Annotated in this window: 20 protein-coding genes; 8 read left to right on the top strand and 12 right to left on the bottom strand. The window is 63.2% G+C overall.

Going from position 1 to position 20,224, the window contains the following annotated elements; all coding sequences use genetic code 11:
• Positions 1-12: 12 nt before the first annotated feature.
• Together OCK01_RS06950 and OCK01_RS06945 are read left to right on the top strand one after the other, a co-directional pair.
• Positions 13-1,008: a TIM barrel protein gene (locus OCK01_RS06950; RefSeq protein ID WP_263823484.1), complete on the top strand. Its 996-nt coding sequence runs from the start codon at positions 13-15 to the stop codon at positions 1,006-1,008.
• A gap of 89 nt (positions 1,009-1,097) precedes the next feature.
• Positions 1,098-1,520, top strand: coding sequence for a DUF6455 family protein (locus OCK01_RS06945; protein ID WP_263823483.1), 423 nt, complete (start codon positions 1,098-1,100; stop codon positions 1,518-1,520).
• Positions 1,521-1,547: 27 nt separating this feature from the next.
• Here OCK01_RS06945 and OCK01_RS06940 read toward each other — a convergent pair whose 3' ends face one another.
• A complete protein-coding gene (locus OCK01_RS06940; protein ID WP_263823482.1) occupies positions 1,548-1,976 on the bottom strand; it encodes a CoA-binding protein in 429 nt (142 codons plus the stop codon).
• 64 nt (positions 1,977-2,040) lie between these two features.
• Here OCK01_RS06940 and OCK01_RS06935 point away from each other — a divergent pair, with 64 nt between their 5' ends.
• Positions 2,041-2,358 (top strand): hypothetical protein, encoded by a 318-nt coding sequence (locus OCK01_RS06935; RefSeq protein ID WP_263823481.1) that lies wholly within the window; start codon positions 2,041-2,043, stop codon positions 2,356-2,358.
• Positions 2,359-2,368: 10 nt separating this feature from the next.
• On the opposite strand, the gene OCK01_RS06930 is transcribed toward OCK01_RS06935, so the two are convergent.
• The 3 genes from OCK01_RS06930 to OCK01_RS06920 form a co-directional block, all read right to left on the bottom strand.
• Positions 2,369-2,800: a VOC family protein gene (locus OCK01_RS06930; RefSeq protein ID WP_263823480.1), complete on the bottom strand. Its 432-nt coding sequence runs from the start codon at positions 2,798-2,800 to the stop codon at positions 2,369-2,371.
• Positions 2,801-2,952: 152 nt separating this feature from the next.
• Complete coding sequence (locus OCK01_RS06925; RefSeq protein ID WP_263823479.1) at positions 2,953-3,870, bottom strand: pseudouridine-5'-phosphate glycosidase; 918 nt, start codon at positions 3,868-3,870, stop codon at positions 2,953-2,955.
• Positions 3,871-3,900: 30 nt separating this feature from the next.
• Positions 3,901-4,842: a carbohydrate kinase family protein gene (locus tag OCK01_RS06920; protein WP_263823478.1), complete on the bottom strand. Its 942-nt coding sequence runs from the start codon at positions 4,840-4,842 to the stop codon at positions 3,901-3,903.
• Positions 4,843-5,065: 223 nt separating this feature from the next.
• On the opposite strand from OCK01_RS06920, the gene recA reads away from it, so the two are divergent.
• From recA to OCK01_RS06905, 3 genes are all read left to right on the top strand, one after another.
• Positions 5,066-6,154, top strand: a complete 1,089-nt coding sequence (gene recA / locus OCK01_RS06915; RefSeq protein ID WP_137158184.1) for a recombinase RecA — start codon at positions 5,066-5,068, stop codon at positions 6,152-6,154.
• 147 nt (positions 6,155-6,301) lie between these two features.
• Positions 6,302-8,956 (top strand): alanine--tRNA ligase, encoded by a 2,655-nt coding sequence (gene alaS / locus OCK01_RS06910; protein ID WP_263823477.1) that lies wholly within the window; start codon positions 6,302-6,304, stop codon positions 8,954-8,956.
• 139 nt (positions 8,957-9,095) lie between these two features.
• A complete protein-coding gene (locus OCK01_RS06905) occupies positions 9,096-10,361 on the top strand; it encodes a GGDEF domain-containing protein (protein ID WP_263823476.1) in 1,266 nt (421 codons plus the stop codon).
• Between the two features lie 6 nt (positions 10,362-10,367).
• Here OCK01_RS06905 and OCK01_RS06900 read toward each other — a convergent pair whose 3' ends face one another.
• From OCK01_RS06900 to OCK01_RS06870, 7 genes are all read right to left on the bottom strand, one after another.
• Positions 10,368-12,029: a SulP family inorganic anion transporter gene (locus tag OCK01_RS06900; RefSeq protein WP_263823475.1), complete on the bottom strand. Its 1,662-nt coding sequence runs from the start codon at positions 12,027-12,029 to the stop codon at positions 10,368-10,370.
• A gap of 99 nt (positions 12,030-12,128) precedes the next feature.
• The gene (locus tag OCK01_RS06895; RefSeq protein WP_263823535.1) at positions 12,129-12,884 is read right to left on the bottom strand and encodes an EAL domain-containing protein; all 756 of its coding nucleotides are present in this window, start codon (positions 12,882-12,884) and stop codon (positions 12,129-12,131) included.
• A 151-nt stretch (positions 12,885-13,035) separates the two neighbouring features.
• Positions 13,036-13,290: a hypothetical protein gene (locus OCK01_RS06890; RefSeq protein ID WP_263823474.1), complete on the bottom strand. Its 255-nt coding sequence runs from the start codon at positions 13,288-13,290 to the stop codon at positions 13,036-13,038.
• A gap of 358 nt (positions 13,291-13,648) precedes the next feature.
• Complete coding sequence (gene murI / locus OCK01_RS06885; protein ID WP_263823534.1) at positions 13,649-14,446, bottom strand: glutamate racemase; 798 nt, start codon at positions 14,444-14,446, stop codon at positions 13,649-13,651.
• The gene (locus tag OCK01_RS06880; RefSeq protein WP_263823473.1) at positions 14,433-15,236 is read right to left on the bottom strand and encodes an RNA methyltransferase; all 804 of its coding nucleotides are present in this window, start codon (positions 15,234-15,236) and stop codon (positions 14,433-14,435) included. The genes murI and OCK01_RS06880 overlap by 14 nt, the downstream gene beginning before the upstream one ends.
• Positions 15,237-15,310: 74 nt before the next feature.
• Positions 15,311-15,940, bottom strand: a complete 630-nt coding sequence (locus tag OCK01_RS06875; protein ID WP_263823472.1) for a hypothetical protein — start codon at positions 15,938-15,940, stop codon at positions 15,311-15,313.
• Between the two features lie 186 nt (positions 15,941-16,126).
• Positions 16,127-17,134 (bottom strand): hypothetical protein, encoded by a 1,008-nt coding sequence (locus tag OCK01_RS06870; protein WP_263823471.1) that lies wholly within the window; start codon positions 17,132-17,134, stop codon positions 16,127-16,129.
• A gap of 253 nt (positions 17,135-17,387) precedes the next feature.
• On the opposite strand from OCK01_RS06870, the gene OCK01_RS06865 reads away from it, so the two are divergent.
• Both OCK01_RS06865 and OCK01_RS06860 read left to right on the top strand, forming a co-directional pair.
• Positions 17,388-18,602 (top strand): NADP-dependent isocitrate dehydrogenase, encoded by a 1,215-nt coding sequence (locus tag OCK01_RS06865; protein ID WP_182826590.1) that lies wholly within the window; start codon positions 17,388-17,390, stop codon positions 18,600-18,602.
• Positions 18,603-18,686: 84 nt separating this feature from the next.
• Positions 18,687-19,127, top strand: a complete 441-nt coding sequence (locus OCK01_RS06860; RefSeq protein WP_263823470.1) for a hypothetical protein — start codon at positions 18,687-18,689, stop codon at positions 19,125-19,127.
• Positions 19,128-19,143: 16 nt separating this feature from the next.
• On the opposite strand, the gene OCK01_RS06855 is transcribed toward OCK01_RS06860, so the two are convergent.
• Complete coding sequence (locus OCK01_RS06855; protein WP_263823469.1) at positions 19,144-20,100, bottom strand: flagellin; 957 nt, start codon at positions 20,098-20,100, stop codon at positions 19,144-19,146.
• Positions 20,101-20,224 lie beyond the last annotated feature (124 nt).

Below are 20,224 nucleotides of genomic sequence, written 5' to 3'. Positions count from 1 at the left end.
CGGGGAGGGGACATGCCCGACATGAAAACCAGACATTACGCCGCGCGGCTCAACGCCTTCAAGATGGACGCTGCGCGCTATTGGCCGGGGAAGAACCGCATCACCACGCTCGACCTCATCGAGCGCGCCGCCACCGTCGACGGGCTGAACGCCGCCGACCTCAACTATCCCGATCACTTCGTCGATGCCCCGGCCTCCGAACTCAAGGCGCGGATGGACGATCTCGGCATGGCCCTGAACGGCGGCGCCATGCGGTATTATACCGATCCCGGCTTCAAGCTCGGCGCCTTCACCCATCCGGATGAAACCATTCGCCGCGCCGCCATCGACCTCACCAAACGCGGCATCGACGCCGTGCGCGAAATGGGCGGCGGCCTGATGACGCTGTGGATGGGCCAGGACGGCTTCGACTATTCCTTCCAGGGCGACTACAGGCGGATGTGGGACGACACGATCGCGGCGCTCGACGAGGTCTGCGGCCATGACGCGGCGTGCGACATCGCCATCGAATACAAACCGAACGAGCCGCGCTCCTATGCGCTGATGCCCGATATCGGCACGACCCTGCTCGCGATCCGCGAAGCCGGCGCGGCCAATCTCGGCGTCACGCTGGATTTCGCCCATGTGCTGTTCGCAGACGAAATGCCGGCGCATGCGGCGAGCCTCGCGGCTCGACACTCGCGTATCCTCGGCGTGCATTTGAACGATGGTTACGGCAAGCGCGACGACGGCCTGATGATCGGCACAGTGCATCCGGTGCAGACGATCGAACTTTTGGTCGAACTGTCGCGCAGCGGTTATGACAAGGCCATCTATTTCGACACGTTCCCCGATCACGGCGGGCTCGATCCCGTCGAGGAATGCCGGACCAATATTCTCGCCGCCAATATGATGTTCGATATCGCCGAGCGCCTGAGCACGCATGCCGGCCTGGCCGAGGCGATCGCGCGGCAGGATGCGGCGATCAGCCAGCGCATCATCATGCAGGAACTTTACCAGCGAAGCTGAGGCGTCCGGCGGCTTGACCGATGTCAATGCGTCGTCCCGAAATCGGATGGAGAATGTCCCCCATCGCATTCTTGTCTTTGGGGGACGCCATGAACATGCCACTCGCCGCGCACTCGGTTATCGACACGGTCTCGACCTGGTGGCGCGACCGCATGCAGATCTCGGCCGAACTCGACGAGATCGCGCGGCTGAGCTATCAGGATCTCGAAGACGTCGCCAGCGACTGCGGCATGACCACGCTGCAACTGGTCGACGTCATCAAGGCCGGGCCGCATGGCTCGGACGAAATGCTGGCGCTGATGAAGGCGCTGAACATCGATCCGGACGCCGTCAGGGAATTCAACCCGCGCAATTTTCGCGACATGCAGGTGGCCTGCGCCCGGTGCAGCGCCAAGGGCGATTGCCGGTCGCATCTCTCCGACGGCTCCATCTCCGAACATTATCGCGACTATTGCGAAAACGCCGACGTGATGAATGCGCTTCGGGCGCAGCCGATGATGTTGTCGGAATAACCCGAGAAAAACGAGAAGCGGCCGCCGTCAGCCGAAGAGACGCGGATACTCGATCGCGGGGCACCGGTCCATGATCACCGTGACGCCTGCGGCCTCCGCCTTTTCCGCCGCCTTGTCGTCGCGCACGGACAACTGGCCCCAAATGGCCTTGGGCTTCGGGGCGAGCGCGAGCGCCTCGTCGATCACGCCCGACAGTTGGTCGGCGGCGCGGAACACGTCGACCATATCGATCGTGTCCGGTATCTCGGAGAGCCGGGCATAGACCGTCTGCCCGAGAATCTCTCCGCCCGCGTGGCCGGGATTGACCGGTATGACCTTGTAGCCCTTGTCGATGAGAAACCGCATGACGCCGAAGCTCGGCCGCGCGGGATTGGCCGAAGCGCCGACCACGGCGATGGTCTTCACGGAACCAAGCAGATCCCTGATGGTTTTCGGATCGTAAGAATCATGGTTCATGCGCGTTCCTCCTGAAGCATCACGTCATCAGGACATAGGAACCGCGGCTGAAGGAGAAAAGACCATGCGCGCAACAATTCTCGCCGCTCTCCTGCTTTTGCCGACTGCGACGCTCGCCGATCCGGTGCGGGTCAACGCCCTGAAGCACAGCTGTGAAAGTCTGCGTCGGATCGTCGAGGAGAACGGCGTGGCGATCATTCGCTATCCCTCGCGAAACAAGCCCGGCCTCACGCTCTACGACCGCTATATCAGCTCCGTTTCGTCTTGCGGCAACCGCCAGATGGTCGAGACCATGAGCATCCCGGCGGCGGACACCGACAGCTGCCGCATGCGCCACTGCGTGCCGTCCGATTGTGACCCGGGCGAACCCTTCTGCTTCTGACGGGGGAAGCTCAGGCGTCGAGGACCAGATGTCCCTCGGCGTCCATCGTGACGAAGGGATTGTAGGCCACTTCCCAGAGATGCCCGTCGGGATCGGCGAAATAACCGGAATAGCCGCCCCAGAACACTTTCTCGGGCTCTTTCACCGCAGTTGCGCCGCAGGATAGGGCGAATTTGTAAACGGCGTCGACGCCGCGCTCGCTGGTGACGTTGTGCGCGAGGGTGACGCCCGAAAATCCACGCGCCGTATTGTCGACATGGGCGTCTTCGGCCAGCGACTGCCGCGAAAAAAGCGCCAGGGTTACGCCCTTGAGCTGGATGAAGGTGATGGCGTCCTGGCTGGCACCGGATTTGCTCCAGCCGAGCCTCTCATAAAAAGCGGTGGAGCGCGCCACGTCTTCGACGCCCAGGGTGATCAGGGATATTCGGCGGTCGAGAGACATGCGAGCTCCACTTGTTCGCTGAATGTTCTTCATCTGTACATAAACTTCAGCGAACCGTCAACAAAGCTTCAATTTTTCTGATTGGTCGAAGAGCGGTTGGCGGGCGATGCACAGCCGCGTGATCGACGCGGCTGCTATGCGGGACGCGCCGATCAGTCGTTCAGCGCCAGCGCGATGCGGGCGGCGAGGCGGGCGTTGTTTTCCACCAGCGCGATATTGGTTTCCAGGCTGCGACCCTCGGTGATGTCGAATATGCTCGACAGAAGATAGGGCGTCACCGCCTTGCCCGCGATGCCGTCGGCTTCGGCGTTGTCGAGGGCGCGATTGATGTAGATTTCCATTTCTTCGCGTTCGATTTCCTTGTCTAACGGCACCGGGTTGCCGATCAGCATGCCGCCATGGATGCCGAGTTCGTCGCGCATCTTCTGGAACCGCGCGATGGCTGTGGGGCTGTCGAGACGGAGCGGGCTCTTGAGGCCAGATCGGCGCGACCAGAAGGCGGGAAAATCGTCCTGCCCGAAGGTGACAACCGGAACGCCTTTGGTTTCCAGCACTTCCAGCGTCTTGGGAACATCGAGAATGGCCTTGGCGCCGGCGCAGACGACGATGACGCCGGTGCGGGACAGCTCCTCCAGATCCGCCGAAATGTCGAAGGTCTCCTCGGCCTTGCGATGGACGCCGCCGATGCCGCCGGTGGCGAACACCTTGATGCCCGCTCCGGCTGCGGAGATCATCGTGGCGGCCACGGTGGTCGCGCCTGTGCGGCCTTCCGCCATGGCGAAAGCGAGATCGGCGCGCGACAGCTTCATCGCATCCGGGGTCTGCGCCAGCTGTTCGAGCTCCTGCTCGTCGAGGCCGACATGCAGAACGCCGTTGATCACGGCGATGGTGGCGGGAACCGCGCCCTCGGCCCGGATGATCGCTTCGACGCTGCGGGCCATGGCGAGATTGCCGGGATAGGGCATGCCATGGGTGATGATGGTGGATTCGAGCGCGACGAGAGCCCGGCCCTCGGACTTGGCGACGGCGACCTCCGCCGAATAGGTGATCGGGAGCTTGTGGCTGGACATGGGCGTTCCTGACTGGTTTCTAAAAGAGGCTTACAACAATATTTCCGCTTCCGGCACAAGGGCGAGGGTGGAGGCGAGCAGCGAACGGCTGAGCGCCTCCGACGCCGCCATCTCGCTTTCGAGCGCGATGCGCGCCGTGGCGGTGGCCGATTTCAGGCAGGCGTCCAGCGATGCGCCGGAGAGCGCCGCGTCGAGAAATCCGGCGGCGAAGCCGTCGCCTGCGCCGGTGACGTCGCCGATCGAGGCCAGCGCCGGCGGAGCGAGGCAAGCGCTTTCCCCGCCCATCCAGGCCACGGCTTCGCGGCCGCCGCGGGTGATGGCGCCGCCCCGGAGGCCGAGCCCGGTCATCACATCGGGCCAGCGCCTGAAATCATCGATCTGCCGGCCGGACAGCGCTTTGGCTTCCGCCTCGTTCATGAACAGGAAATCGAGATCGGCAAGCGCATTGGCAAACCTCACGATCTTGGCGGGCGAGATGCCGATCGCCGCCACCGTCTTGCCGAGCCGTCGGCCCATGGCGGCGATCACCGCAAGCGTATCTTCCGGCAGGTTGGCGTCGGTGAGGACGGCGTCGGTGGCGTCGAACGCGTCGCGCACCGCGCGCACCGACAGCCGGCGAGGCGAAAACAGCCTGTAGAGCTCCATGTCCGCGAGCGCGATCACCAGATTGCCGTCGCGCTCCAGAATGGCGGTGTAGCTGGGCGTTCGGCGATCGAGGAAGGTGAAGGGCCGGTCGACGACGCCGGCCGCCTCCGCCGCGATCGCCACGGCTTCGCCCTCGGCGTCGCCGCCGCGCGGCGAGATCAGCGTCACGCGATGGCCGAGGCGCGACAGGTTGCGCGCCGCGTTGAACACGCCGCCGCCGGCCTCCTGCCGCCACGAGCCGGGATTGGAGGCGCCGGGCGCCGTCTCGCCGGAAATGCGGCCCCGTCGATCGATATGGGCGCCGCCCAGCGCCAGAATTGCGGTCATTCCAGAATACCCCGATTTTCGAATCATCTTAGCCGGGAGGCGCGTTCCGCCGCAAGCGCGGCCTGAGACGGAACCTCTTGAAAACACCCGCGAAAACAAAAAAGGAACATGGCGGAGAAAACTATTTCGCTTCAATTGCTTGGGGTTATCTTGCAACAACAGAACAAAGCGTGTACATAGACTGCATTGCTTCGCCAGCCCGGATAACCTAAAGGTGGATGACATGGCCCAGAACACATTGCGACTCGTAGAGGAAAAATCAGTGGATAAAAGCAAGGCACTGGACGCGGCCCTGTCCCAGATCGAACGGTCCTTCGGCAAGGGTTCGATCATGCGCCTGGGCTCGAACGAGAATGTCGTCGAGATCGAAACCGTGTCGACCGGCTCCTTGAGCCTCGATATCGCGCTCGGCATCGGTGGTCTGCCCAAGGGCCGCATCGTCGAAATCTACGGCCCGGAAAGCTCCGGTAAGACGACGCTGGCGCTGCAGACCATCGCCGAAGCGCAGAAGAAGGGTGGCATCTGCGCCTTCGTCGACGCCGAACACGCGCTGGATCCGGTCTATGCCCGCAAGCTCGGCGTCGATCTCGAAAACCTCTTGATCTCGCAGCCCGACACCGGCGAGCAGGCGTTGGAAATCACCGACACGCTGGTGCGCTCCGGCGCGATCGACGTGCTCGTGGTCGACTCCGTCGCGGCGCTGACGCCGCGCGCCGAAATCGAAGGCGAAATGGGCGACAGCCTGCCGGGTCTCCAGGCTCGCTTGATGAGCCAGGCGCTGCGCAAGCTGACCGCCTCGATCTCGCGCTCCAACTGCATGGTCATCTTCATCAACCAGATCCGCATGAAGATCGGCGTCATGTTCGGTTCGCCCGAAACCACCACCGGCGGCAATGCGCTGAAATTCTACGCCTCGGTTCGTCTCGACATCCGCCGCATCGGCTCGGTCAAGGAGCGCGACGAAGTCGTCGGCAACCAGACCCGCGTCAAGGTGGTCAAGAACAAGATGGCCCCGCCTTTCAAGCAGGTCGAGTTCGACATCATGTATGGCGAAGGCGTGTCCAAGACCGGCGAACTGGTCGATCTCGGCGTCAAGGCCGGCATCGTCGAAAAGTCGGGCGCCTGGTTCTCCTACAACAGCCAGCGTCTCGGCCAGGGCCGTGAGAACGCCAAGTCCTTCCTGCGTGACAATCCGGACCTCGCCCGCGAGATCGAACTGTCGCTGCGCCAGAACGCCGGCCTGATCGCCGACCGCTTCCTGGAGAATGGCGGTCCGGAGCCGGGCGAGGGCGACGACGCGCTGGAAGCTTGATCTTCCACGATTTTCAGTTCTTCAGCCGGCGTCGGGACAAGTCCCGGCGCCGGTCTTGTTTTTCTGGACATGAGCAAGGCTGAACGATAAAAGCCGTTGACCAAAAAACGGCCGGAACACCGGGCATACAAGCGCAAAGGGCATAAAATGAGTGGCGTGAACGAAATCCGCTCCGCATTTCTGGATTATTTCGGCAAGAACGGCCACGAAATCGTGGCGTCGTCTCCGCTCGTGCCCCGCAACGACCCGACGCTGATGTTCACCAATGCCGGCATGGTGCAGTTCAAGAACGTCTTCACCGGCCTGGAATCGCGCCCTTATTCCACGGCGGCCACCGCCCAGAAATGCGTGCGCGCCGGCGGCAAGCATAACGACCTCGACAATGTCGGCTACACCGCGCGTCACCACACCTTCTTCGAGATGCTCGGCAATTTCTCCTTCGGCGACTATTTCAAGGAACGCGCCATCGAGCTCGCCTGGAACCTGATCACCAAGGAATACGGCATCGACGCCAAGCGCCTGCTGGTCACCGTCTACCACACCGATGACGAAGCTTTCGGCCTCTGGAAGAAGATCGCCGGCCTCTCCGACGACCGCATCATCCGCATTCCGACCTCGGACAATTTCTGGGCGATGGGCGACACCGGCCCCTGCGGTCCGTGCTCCGAGATCTTCTACGACCATGGCGACCATATCTGGGGCGGGCCTCCGGGTTCGGCCGATGAAGACGGCGACCGCTTCATCGAGATCTGGAACCTCGTCTTCATGCAATATGAACAGGTGACCAAGGAGGAGCGCGTCAATCTCCCGCGTCCTTCGATCGACACCGGCATGGGGTTGGAACGCATCTCCGCGCTGCTTCAGGGCAAGCACGACAATTACGACACCGACCTGTTTCGTGCGCTGATCGAGGCGTCCATGCACGCCACGGGAACGGACGACCAGGGCGAGCGTCGCGCCAGCCACCGCGTCATCGCCGATCATCTGCGCTCCTCCGCCTTCCTGATCGCCGACGGCGTGCTGCCGATGAACGAGGGGCGCGGCTATGTGCTCCGCCGCATCATGCGTCGCGCCATGCGCCACGGCCAGCTGCTCGGCGCGCGCGATCCCCTGATGTACAAGCTGGTGCCGGCGCTGGTGCAGGAAATGGGCGGCGCCTATCCGGAGCTCGTCCGCGCGGAATCTCTCATAACCGAAACTCTGAAGCTCGAGGAAACCCGCTTCCGCAAGACGCTGGAGCGCGGACTGGGCCTGCTCAACGACGCTGTTTCCGGACTGGGCGAAGGCTCGGAACTCGACGGCGAGACCGCCTTCAAGCTCTACGACACCTATGGCTTCCCGCTCGACCTGACCCAGGACGCCCTGCGCCAGAAGAATATCGGCGTCGACACCGACGGCTTCTCGAAAGCCATGGCGCGTCAGAAGGCCGAAGCCCGCGCCAACTGGTCCGGCTCGGGCGAAGCCGCGACGGAAGCGGTCTGGTTTGAAATCAAGGAAGAGAAGGGCGCGACGGAATTCCTGGGCTACGACGCCGAGCGCGCCGAAGGCGTGGTTCAGGCGCTGGTGCGCGATGGGGCCTGCATCGAGGCGGCCTCCGCCGGCGAGGCGGTGCAGATCGTCGTCAACCAGACGCCATTCTACGGCGAGTCCGGCGGCCAGATGGGCGACACCGGCGAGATCCTGTTCGAGGGCGGCAAGGCTGTCGTGTCCGATACGCTGAAGAAGGGCGACGGCCTGTTCGTGCATTACGCCACGATCGAGAGCGGCGTGCTGAAACCCGACGCCGCCGTGGTGCTGGAGGTGGATCACACGCGCCGCGGCCGGCTGCGCTCCAATCACTCCGCCACCCATCTCATTCATGAGGCGCTGCGCGAAGTGCTCGGCACGCATGTGGCGCAGAAGGGCTCGCTTGTCGCGCCGGAGCGGCTGCGTTTCGACGTGTCGCATCCCAAGCCGATGAGCGCCGAGGAAATCCGCGTCGTCGAAGCCATGGCCAATGAGATCGTCGTGCAGAACGCGCCGGTCACCACGCGCCTGATGAGCGTCGACGACGCCATCGCCGAGGGCGCCATGGCGCTGTTCGGCGAAAAATACGGCGAGGAAGTCCGCGTGGTCGCGATGGGCACGGCCAAGCGCGGCGAAAAGGCCGGCAAGCCCTATTCTGTGGAGCTCTGCGGCGGCACGCATGTGCGCGAAACCGGCGATATCGGCCTGATCCGCATTCTCTCCGACACCGCCGTCGGCGCGGGCGTGCGCCGCATCGAGGCGCTGACGGGCGAGGCCGCGCGCGACTACCTCTCCCAGCAGGATGAGCGGGTCAAGCAAATCGCCGGCGTTCTCAAGACGCAGCCCGACGACATCATCGCCCGCATCGAGCAGCTCATGGATGAGCGCAAGAAGCTGGAGCGCGAACTCTCCGACGCCAAGAAGAAGCTCGCCCTCGGCGGCGGCGCAGGCGGCGGCGACGGACTGCGCGACGTCAACGGCGTCAAGTTCCTCGGCCGCGTCGTCACGGGCGTCGAACCGAAGGATCTTAAAAGCCTGGCCGACGAAGGCAAGAAGACCGCCGGTTCGGGCGTCGTGGTGTTCATCGGCGTCTCCGACGACGGCAAGGCGAGCGCGGTCGTGGCCGTCACCGAAGACCTGACCTCGCGCTACAGCGCGGTCGATCTGGTGCGCATCGCGTCTCAGGCGCTGGGCGGCAAGGGCGGCGGCGGCCGTCCCGACATGGCGCAGGCGGGTGGCCCGGATGGGTCGCAGGCCGAAGCCGCGCTCGAAGCCGTTGCGGCTGCGCTGACCTGATTGATTAACCATCACGCTTGTTTTATGGGGCCGATGTGATCCATCGGCCCCATTGCTTTTGCGGCGCAGCGGAAAATTCCCCGATTTTTAAGGCTTTTGGATCTAGCTGGAGGCAGCCAACACCCGAAGAGGCTTCGCCTTGTTTAACCTGCCCACCATGATGCTGTGCACGGGTCTGATGACCATGTCCGTATCGATCATCCTCAGCTATGCGCTTTATTACGAGAAGCGCGAGACGGCGCTCCGATGGTGGTGCGTCGCCATGTGGTGCGTCTGCATCGGCTGCCTCCTGTTGATGTTTCGCGCCGAGGAAAACACGTTCTGGATCTCCATCGTGTTCGGCAATGCCGCCATCCTGCTTGGTTATGGCTTCGTCTGGTTGGGTTTCGCCACCTTTCTCGGCACGCGCATTCCACCTTTGCTCGTTCCGCTCGGCGCAGCCATATGGATCGTCACATGCGCGATGTCCGAGGAATTCCGCAACGACTTCAATTCCCGTGCCATTTTCCTGTCGCTGATCGGCGCCGTCTACGCCGCGCTCAGCGCCCGCTTCGCCTATCGGATCTACCAGTCCGAGCGGCTGCCGTCGGCGCGCTTCACCTATCTCATCTACACCGCGCATTTCTGCACCTTCATGGCCCGTGTGGTGTTGTGCTCCATCTACCCGGTCGAGGGCGCGATAAACCCGTCCGTCGGCACCTGGTTCTCGTTGATGATGCTCGAATCCTTCGTGCAGGCTGCGTTCAGCACCTTCATCTTCGTGCTGCTGGTGCGCGAGCGATCGGAACGCCGGTATCGCCTGGCGGCCGAGATCGATGGCCTTACCGGCGCCGCCACCCGCCGGCATTTCGTCGAACGTTCGACCGCCATCCTGGCCGCAAAACCGAAGCACGCCGCGCTGGCGGTGCTGGATCTCGATTATTTCAAGAAGGTCAACGACACCTATGGTCATCTCGCCGGCGACGCGGTGCTGCGCGCCTTCGGCAGCCATGTCGGCAAGCGGCTGGAGGACGGCATGTTGTTGGGCCGCATGGGCGGCGAGGAATTCGCGCTGTTGATGCCTGATGTGGACGAGGAGCGGGCCGAAGCGTTTCTCGAAAGCCTGCGCATGTCGGTGGAACAGGCCACCACGCATTTCAACGGCAATGGCCTTAAAGTGACCACCAGCATCGGCATGGCCTCCATCGACGTGGCCGGGCGCCTGTTTGACCACCTGCTCGCGGGCGCGGACCACGCGCTCTATGTCAGCAAGGAACAGGGCCGCAACAAAGTGTCGGTGTTTTCGCAGGCGATGCAATTGCGCACCGTGCTGGAGAAAGACGGCGGCGAAACGCGCGTCAGCCTCCGCACCAAGCGGGTGAGCCGTGTGTCGGTCCGCACCAAAATGGCGCGCGACCGCGCCTGACCTCAGTCAGCGCGCGCTCCTGAGCGCCGCCGCCTGTTCGAGTGCGCGTTCGATCGACGGCGCGAACACCGTTAGCGGCGGTCCCGCATGGTGGACGCGCAGGATGGCGTCCATGTCGGGCGATGCTCCCGCGATGATCACCGTCACGCCGCGTTGGCGCGCCTTGCGCGCCATGCCTTCCACGACATTGGCGGCCGTGGAGTCGATATATGCGGCGCGGCTGACGTCGAGAATGAAGATCTGGGCGCTGTCGGAGATCCGGTCGAGGACCGCGCCCATGGATGCGGCGGCGCCGAAGAAGAATGCGCCTTCCAGCCGATAGACGACGATATCGGGATCGTCGGGCATGACGGCGTCGTCGAGCTCGGACGGCGTCGCAGGTTCCGGCGCGGCGGCCCTCACACGCACCTCCTTGCTCATCCGGTCGATGAACAGCACCGAGCCGATGAGGAAGCCCGCCAATATGCCTTCGGTGAGGTCGCGAAACACCACGATGAGGAATGTCGCCGACAACACCAGCGCATCGCCGCGCGAAGACCGTAGAAGGGCGGCAACGGCCGGCTTTTCGATCATGTTCCAGGCCACGGACGTCAGCACGCCGGCCAGCGCTGCAAGCGGGATATAGGCGGCGACCGGCGCCAGCAAGGCCATGAAGGCGAGAAGGAAGAGCGCATGCGCCATGCCCGCCACGGGGCTTTTCGCGCCGGCGCGAACATTGGTCGCGGTGCGGGCGATCGTGCCGGTGACGCAGAAGCCGCCGAACAGGGCAGAGCCGACATTGGCCACGCCCTGGCCGACGAGTTCGATATTGGATCGGTGCCGCCGTCCCGTCATGCCGTCGGCGACCACGGCGGACAACAGCGATTCGATCGCGCCGAGAAGCGCAAACGACGCGGCGTCCGGCAGGACGGCGGCCAGCTTTTCGAGCGACAGGAGCGGAATGGCCGGCGCAGGCAGGCCGCCGGGAATGCCGCCGAAGCGCGAACCGATGGTGGCGACGGGAAGATCGAGGCCGTAAGCGGCGAGCGTCGCCAGCGCTACGGCGATCAACAGGTTGGGGGCTCGCGGCGCCAGACGCTTGAGCAGAAGGATCGCGACGATCACGCCGAGGGAAATCGTCACCGCGGCGATGTTGACGCTATCCGCCGCGCCATACAGCGCCGCGAGTTTCTCCAGGACGCCGCCGGGTTCGACGCCGGCCAGCGTCAGGCCGAACAGGTCCTTCAATTGACTCGCGAAGATGATGACCGCGATGCCGGCGGTGAAGCCCACGGTGACGGGATAAGGGATATATTTGACGAAGCCGCCGAGCCTCAGCCATCCGGCGGCAATCAGCATGAGGCCGGACAGCGCCGTGGCGAGGATCAGCCCGTCGACCCCGTGGCGGGCTGACGTCGCGGCGACGAGCACGATGAAGGCGCCGGCCGGCCCGCCGATCTGGTGGCGGCTGCCGGAGAAAGCGGAAACGAGGAAGCCGCCGGCCACCGCCGTGTAAAGTCCCATCGCCGGCGTGACGCCCGAGGCGATGGCGATTGCCATCGACAACGGCAGGGCCACGATCGCCACCGTCAGCCCCGCGACAAGGTCGGCGCGAAGGCGATCGAAGCCGTAGCCTTCCTGATACACGCTCCACAGTTTGGGCGCGAAAACCTCGTCATCCGGCCGCATGCTGTCCATCCTCCAGGCGTTCGAGCGCCTGTGACGAATGTGCCTCGGTCGACCCGGCCGCGGCAATGACGAAGATCAATTCGGCGCGCGAAACTCGCGTCAGTTCATAGGCCGGCGCGGCAGGTCGGGTGCGGAGAGGGCGGCGAGCGAAGGCTTGGAAAACAGGTATCCCTGCATCAGCGTGACGCCGAGATCGGCGAGCGCCCGATATTCCTCGATCGTTTCCACGCCCTCGCACACCGGGGTGACGCCGAGATCGCGCAGCATGGCGAGCGTATGCGACACGATCTTGCGCCGCGGTCCGTGCTTGTCGATGCCGCGGATCAGGTCCATGTCGAGTTTGACGATGTCAGGCTGGAATTCTGCGAGAAGGCCGAGGCCCGCAAAGCCCGCGCCGAAATCGTCGATCGCCGTCTTGAAGCCCATGGCGCGATAGGCGTGCAGGATCTTGAGGAGATGGGCCGTGTCGACGCGTTCGCCCTCGGTGAACTCGAAAATGATGTTCTCGATCGGGAAATGCGCGCGCTTTGCCGCGGCCAGCGTCTGGCGGATGCAGGCCGATGGCTCGTAGACGGCGTTCGGCAGGAAGTTGATCGACAGCATGGCGCCGGTTTCCGCCAGGCTCAGGCCGGCGGCGAGATCGATCGCCTTGACGCGGCAGAGCTGGTCGAACGCGTATCGATTGTCGTCGTTGAGGCTGGACAGGACGACGCCCGCGCCTTCGCCGTTCTGGCCGCGCACCAATGCCTCGTGAGCGAAGACGCGGCCCGTGTCGGTGTCTACGATCGGTTGGAAGGCCATGGTGATGGCGATCGGAAATTTGGCCCCGCTGGCGCAGGCGGCGCAGTGTGTCATATCGTTCATTCTTGTCCCCGAGACCGGCGCTCCCACACGACGACGCCGTCGCTTTGGCGCAGATGCATGAAAGCACGAGCGCCGTTAATGTTCCGTCTCGGACAAGAAAAACGGCGCGCCCGAGTCGCGGGGGGCGCGCCGTGATCGCCGATCACGTGTCGATTTTGAAGACGTTGAACGGCATGCCGCGAGGATCGTCTCTCGTTTCCGGCAAGCCCATGTCGCGCCGCATCCGGTTGCTCAGGTTCAAGAGCCCGATATCGGCCGCCTGGAGGCGTTTTTGCCGCCTGCGGTCGCGCGCCGCCAACCAGACGGCAAGGATGACACGCAGAGGGTGGTGGCGTTCGATCAGCGCAGCAGCGATCCTGTCGATGCCGTGTTCGTCCAGAGGTTGTCTTGCAATCATCAGTTTTCAGCCCGACGCTCGACGCGCGGGTCCTCGCAATTGGGGGCGCGGACCGCATATGTCGCATGACGGCGGAAGAGCCGAGACGCGGCGTAGCGATGCGCCGGAATGGATTTAGGTTAGGAAAAAGCTGGAATCTGAGCTCAGAGCGCGCAGAACGTCGTCGGTCGATAGTTCTTCATGCCGGAGCGCACGAAACCAGCGAAAGCGTTGGGTACGACATTAAATGAATCCATCACGCCCTCCTGCGCTGGTGTTGACCTGCGCAAACTGTCGCATGGCTTTTCGGTTCTGGCAAGCGGGCGCAATCGAAAATTGCGCTGAAGGAACGGCCCTGTTGCCTGGGCGCCACAGATCGTTAGATGGTGAGACCGAAGCCCTGCAGTAGCCGGCGCGTGGAAAAATCTGGTTTTCCCGAGGTGAAGACGGCGCGATCGTGATGGGTGTCGGGATGCAGGTGATGCAGAACCGGAACCAGGCGCCGCGCCTGCCGCGCGATCGCCTCCGCCGGGTCGAGCCAGTCCACCGGCCAGGGCGCGAGCTTGCGGAAGAGATTGGCCATAAACGGGTAATGCGTGCAGGCGAGCACGACGATATCCGTCTTGCGGCCGTCCTTTTCCTGGAAGCACTGGCTGATCTCGGCGCTCACCGCCTCGGGATCGAGCGCTTCGCCGCGAATATAGGCCTCCGCCATCCGCGCGAGATGCTCGGAGCCGACCAGGCGGACATCGCACTGGCTGGCAAAAGACTGGATGAGATCGCGGGTATAGGCGCGCTTGACCGTGCCTGGGGTGGCGAGCACCGAGACGAGGCCCGACCGCGTGCGCTCGGCCGCCGGCTTGATGGCGGGAACTGTGCCGACGAATGTATGCTCCGGGAAGGCGGCGCGCAGATCGGCGCCGGCCAGCGTGAACGCCGTGTTGCAGGCGATCACCGATATTTCCGGTCTGTGTTCTTCAAGGATGCCTTTGAACAGGTCCAGGAGGCGCGCCTTCAATTCCGGCTCGCCCCAGCCGCCATAAGGAAATCCGGCGTCGTCGGCGACATAGACGAAATTGCGTTCGGGCATCAGCACCCGCAACTCCCGCAGCACCGTCAGTCCGCCGATGCCCGAATCGAATACGAGGATCGGCCTGTGGAGTTCAGTCATCGCCATCATCCGGATTGCCGGCGCCGCGCGGATTCTTGCGGCTGAACCGGTCTAGGGAGGAAACCACGCCCCGGAACACCTTGATCTCTTCGGAGGTCAAAGCGCGGCGGGACCATACGGCGCGGAGATTCTCCACCATTCTCGGCTTTTTGGCGGCGGGGCGGAAATATCCGCGCGCATCCAGCGCCTCCTCGATGTGATCGTAGAATCCGAACAGTTCTTCCTTGGTGGCCGGCGTCTGCGCCACGGCGGTAAACAGTGTTTCGTCTTCCCTCTCCATCCGTGTCTTCATCCATTCATAGGACATCAGCAGCACGGCCTGGGCGATGTTCAGCGAGGCGAAGGCGGGATTGACGGGGAAGGTGACGATCTCGTCGGCCAGCGCCACTTCTTCGTTGGACAGTCCCGATTTTTCGCGCCCATAGAGTATGCCGACCTTTTCGCCCGCGTCGTATTTCGCTCTCAGCGTCTTCGACGCCACGATCGGCGAGCGGACCGGCTTGAAGCCGTCGCGCATGCGGGCGGTGGTGGCGTAGACGAAGTTGAGGTCGGCGATGGCCGCTTCCAGTGTGTCGTACACCTGGACGGCGTCGATGACGTGATCGGCCTTGGAGGCGGCGGCGCGCGCCTTGTCACTCGGCCAGCCGTCGCGTGGATTGACCAGCCGCAGTTCCGATAAGCCGAAATTGGCCATGGCCCGGGCGACCATGCCGATGTTTTCGCCGAGTTGCGGTTCGACGAGCACGACCACCGGGCCGCCCGTGAGGAGTTCGAGTTCAGAATTTGTGCCGGACATGCCTGGTACCTGGGAAATTTCTCAGGCGAATAGCGCGTTTCCGCAGCCAAGTCATGCGCTTTCCCAACCGCTTCTCATTCCGGCTGGCTGAGAATGATCTCGGGTTTGTCGCCGGCGGGCGGCGTCGCCTGGCTTTCGTCGGGTTGCGGCGCATCCGGGCCGACATCCTGGCCGCTTTTGACGATGTCCTGCATCTCCGTCATCAGCGAATCGAGCTTGCCCTCGTCGTCCTTGCGCCTGATGTCGTCGATGACGGGCTTGCCGTCTTCGGTGATCACCGAGAAATGCACTTCGTTGACGCTGTCCTTGTCGACCGAGCCGTCGTCGACGCAGGTCCAGAGCTTGAACGTGACCGTGACGTCGGTCACGCCATTCGCCTCGGCGCCGGGGGTGATCGACACATCCTTGAGCGGACAGCCGTCCTGGCCGTTGGTGATCACGTCATAGCCGAAGGGTCCGCTGGCGTCGTCATAGATCGGAAATTTCGCCGCCGCGCGATAGGCCTCGGCGAAGCGCTTGCTGTAGAGCGCATCGAGCCGGTCCTTGTCGAAATAGTCCTGCCCCTCGACCTTGGGATCGTCGCTCCACAGCCCTTCGGCGAGAGTCATCACGTTCTTGACCGGATCGGCGGCGGCCTGGGCGAGGGCGGACGTCGCCGCGGGAAACAGCAGGAGCAAGGCGCAGGCGAGGTTTCGGACGGACATGGCGGTAATCCCGTAGGTTGGCGGCAAAGGCGAGGCGCATTGCCGCTTGGGTCGTCTCATTTCACGGCCGGATCATGAGCCGCGACAGATCGACCACGCTTCTACCCTGATTCTGGCGGGAGACTGCGGCCTATTTGGGACCTGTTCAGCGCCGGCTCGTGAGGCGACGCAGATCAGACGACCGGATCACTTCCCGAGTGCTTCCAGATCCGCTTTCAACGACGACACGACCTTCTCGCCGTCCATATGCTGGATGTCGTCGATCTTGAATGCGCCGCCTTCGAGGATCGTCACGAATTTGACGGTGGTCACCCGCTTGTCGTCGCCGGGATTGCCGAAGCAGTAGACCGCCCGGAAGCGGGCGATGACGTCGACATAGATGAAATCCGGATCCTTCGTCTCGATCGAGAGGTCCTTGAGCGGGCAATTGTCCTGACCGCCGATGACGGGATCTGCGCCGAGAAGATAGCCGCCATTTTCATCGGCTTCCTGCTTTTTCCAGGCGGCGCGGTAGAGGTTGACGAAGCTCTGGGTATAAAGCTTGCCGAGGCGTCTTTCGCTGAAGTAGTTGGACGCTTCCTCATCGGTTTTTCTAGCCGCAGCCATGTCGTCGGACGAGCCGGCGGCGGCCTCCATCAGTTCCTTCGGTCCAGCGGAGGCTTTCTTCGGCGTGAAGAGGGCCGCCGTGGTCACGGCGTTGAACTCGTCGCTGACGGCGACGACCTCGTTGTCGCGCACGGTGCGGAAGATCTCGTCGATCTTGTAGACCCCGTCATACTTGCCCATCATGAACAGCGCCTTCACCACCATGTTCCGCCGCGCGTCGCCCTTGAGGCAGGTGAACGGCTTGAACTGGGCGATGACGGGGATGAAATCGGTTTCCGGCTTCTGCTGCGTGATCTTGAGATCCTTCAACGGGCAGCCGTCCTCGGCGCCGGTGATCATGTCGTAGCCGAGCACCGTGTCCTTGTTGAGCCGGCTGGCATGGCCGACGGCCTCCTCGATGACTGCGGCGAAATCGGGACCGTAAAGTCTGCCCATCCGGTCTTCGCTGGTGTAGTCCTCGTCGCCGCCGGCTTCCGACCAATTGGCGGTCGCGGCCTTCATCAATTCGCGGGCGGGCCCCGTGGCATCGGCTGCGTGAGCGGGCAGGGCGGCGCCCAGAAGCAAGGCGGCGAGAATGGCTTTGAACATGGCGTCCCCCATCATGAAGCGAAGAATTCGCCAGATCCGAAGCAGAGCGAGGATGGCGGGTCAACCGGGCGAGAATGAATCCATAGTTCACGGAACGCAGCTCCCGCCCTTGCCGGACGCCGCGATCGACCTAGGAATTTCGTCGAATCCGGCGCTTCCTGTTTGCCTCGCGCGCGGCGGGTGTTATAGGCAAGTGCATTCACAGTCGAAGGTCGTCGGCTCCCAACCGGCGGCGTCATCAAGAGGACGAAAAATGAAGAAGATCAAGGTAGCCAATCCAGTCGCCGATCTCGACGGCGATGAGATGACCCGCATCATCTGGCAGCTCATCAAGGACAAGCTGATCCATCCTTACCTTGACCTCGACATCGACTATTTCGACCTCTCCGTCGAAAACCGCGACGCCACGGGCGACCAGGTCACCATCGACGCCGCCAACGCCATCAAGAAATACGGCGTCGGCATAAAATGCGCGACCATCACGCCGGACGAAGCCCGCGTCAAGGAATTCAACCTCAAGCAGATGTGGAAGAGCCCGAACGGCACGATCCGCAACATTCTCGGCGGCGTGATCTTCCGCGAGCCGATCATCTGCAAGAACGTGCCGCGTCTGGTTCCGGGCTGGACCCAGCCGATCGTCGTCGGCCGTCACGCTTTCGGCGACCAGTATCGCGCCACCGATTTCAAGTTCCCCGGCAAGGGCAAGCTGACCATCAAGTTCGTCGGCGAAGACGGCCAGGTGATCGAGCGCGAAGTGTTCGACGCGCCGGGCGCCGGCGTCGCCATGGCGATGTACAATCTCGACGAATCGATCCGCGAATTCGCCCGCGCCTCGATGATGTATGGCCTGATGCGCAAATGGCCGGTTTACCTGTCGACCAAGAACACCATCCTCAAGGCCTATGACGGCCGCTTCAAGGACATTTTCGAGGAAGTCTACCAGGCTGAATTCCTCGATCAGTTCAAGGAAGCCGGCATCACCTATGAACACCGCCTGATCGACGACATGGTCGCCTCCGCGCTCAAGTGGTCCGGCGGCTATGTCTGGGCCTGCAAGAACTATGACGGCGACGTGCAGTCCGACACCGTGGCCCAGGGCTTCGGTTCGCTCGGCCTGATGACCTCGGTTCTCTTGACGCCGGATGGCAAGACGGTGGAAGCCGAAGCCGCCCACGGCACGGTCACCCGTCATTACCGCCAGCATCAGAAGGGTCAAGAAACTTCGACCAACTCGATCGCCTCGATCTTCGCCTGGACGCGTGGTCTCGCCCATCGCGCCAAGCTCGACGACAACGCAGACCTCGCCAAGTTCTGCGACACGCTCGAGAAGGTCTGCGTCGCCACCGTCGAATCCGGCTTCATGACCAAGGATCTGGCGCTGCTGATCGGCCCGGATCAGCCCTGGCTGTCGACCACCGGTTTCCTCGACAAGATCGACGAGAACCTGCAGAAGGCCATGGCCGCCTGAGGCGACCGCCATTGTTGATATGAGCGGGCCCGGCGTTATCTACGCCGGGCCTTTTCCTTGACCGAAAACGGACGGACCCGCAGCATGGCGCGCGTGATGATGATCCTGTTTGCGCATTGCCTGGCCTGTCTGGGAGCGTTGGCCTCGGGCGTCTTCCTGCTGGTCGGATTGGATGTGCTCAAGGGAGCGGCGGAGCCCGAGGCGCTCGCGATCGCCGTTGGCCCGATGGTGCTGCTCGGGAGCTTGCTGCTCGCCGGCGTGCAGTTCATCCCGGTCTGCCTGATCGTTCTGCTGGCCGAATGGCGCTCTCTGCGGGGCCTAAGATATTATCTCGTCTCGGGGCTGGTCTTGGGACTGGTCTCTTCGCTCGGCGGCATCGAATATGGCAAGGCGAGCGGGGAAGATCTGCTCGGCGTCGTCGCATTGATTTACGCCTTGAGCGGCCTCGTCTGGGGCGTGATCTATTGGCGCATGGCCGGCCGAACCGCCGGCGCCTGGCGTGACGCCTTGCCGCCGGCGAAATGATCGTCCTTCATCGGATCTATTGCAGCAGACTCAACATCGTCAGCGGCTGTGAATTGGCGATCGACAGGGCCGAGATCGTCAGGCTGCGTTGCGCCTCCACGGCTCTCAGCCGCGAGGAGGCGATGTCGAGATTGCTGTCGACCATTCTGCCCACCCCGCGATCCTGGGTGTCCTGCAGATCCTTGACGAAATCATTCTGCATCTCGATGCGTTTGTTGAGCGCGCCGAGATTGGACGACGCCTCGATCATGGCTTCGAGCATATTGTCGGACACCTCCATCATCTCGGTGATGTCGACATCGGTCGTCGATTGGCTGACGGCGAATTCCGTATGGGCGGTGGGGTCGTTGCGCCCGTTCAGCATCACCCAGTCCGTGCCCGCTCCGATCGCCGCCGCATAAGCGGGATTGGTGAGAATGCCGACCTGACTGTTCTCGTCGATCAGGTGATTGGTGCCGAGCGCATTGGTCATGGAGTAGCGCAGGATCTTGACCTCCACCGAGCCGTCGGAGGCGCGGCGGAAGGAGCCGACGAGCTCGCGGTCCTTGTCGTCGCTCGCATCGTCGCGCACCAGCCAATTCTCCCCGTTGAACGAGGTCTCGTCGGCCACGGTGCGCAATTGATCGCGCAACTCCTGGATTTCGGCGTTGATCTTGTCGATTTCGGCGCCCGCGCCGAGCGCGGTGAGCAATTTGTTGCGGATGTCCCTGATGACGTCGATCGCCTGGTTGAAGCCGGTATAGGCGACGTCCACGGCTGCGGCCCCGAAAGCGAGCGAGTCTTCGGCGGCCGACAACGCCTTGTTGTCGGACTTCATCTGGGTCGCGATGGACCAGTATGCGGCGTTGTCGCTCGCAGTCTTGACGCGATAGCCCGTCGCGACCTCCTGTTGCGCATTGAGCACCTTGGCGCCCTGCGCACGCAGGATATCGACAGCCGCAATCGCGCTGGCGTTGGTGTTGATACTTGTCACGGCAACTTCCGAACTCAATACATGGACGATACAAATGCCTGGCCAGGTTCCTCGAACACACTCGAACTCGTCATGAACTCGTGAAGAACTATGGCAAACCAACCGTAAACGCCTATGCTTAACG

The organism is Rhizobium sp. TRM95796 (assembly GCF_025779995.1).
In the GTDB taxonomy this organism is placed as follows: Bacteria; Pseudomonadota; Alphaproteobacteria; order Rhizobiales; family Rhizobiaceae; genus Rhizobium_E.
Note: the sequence above shows the minus strand (reverse complement) of the source record. Positions and strands in the feature narration are given on the sequence as shown.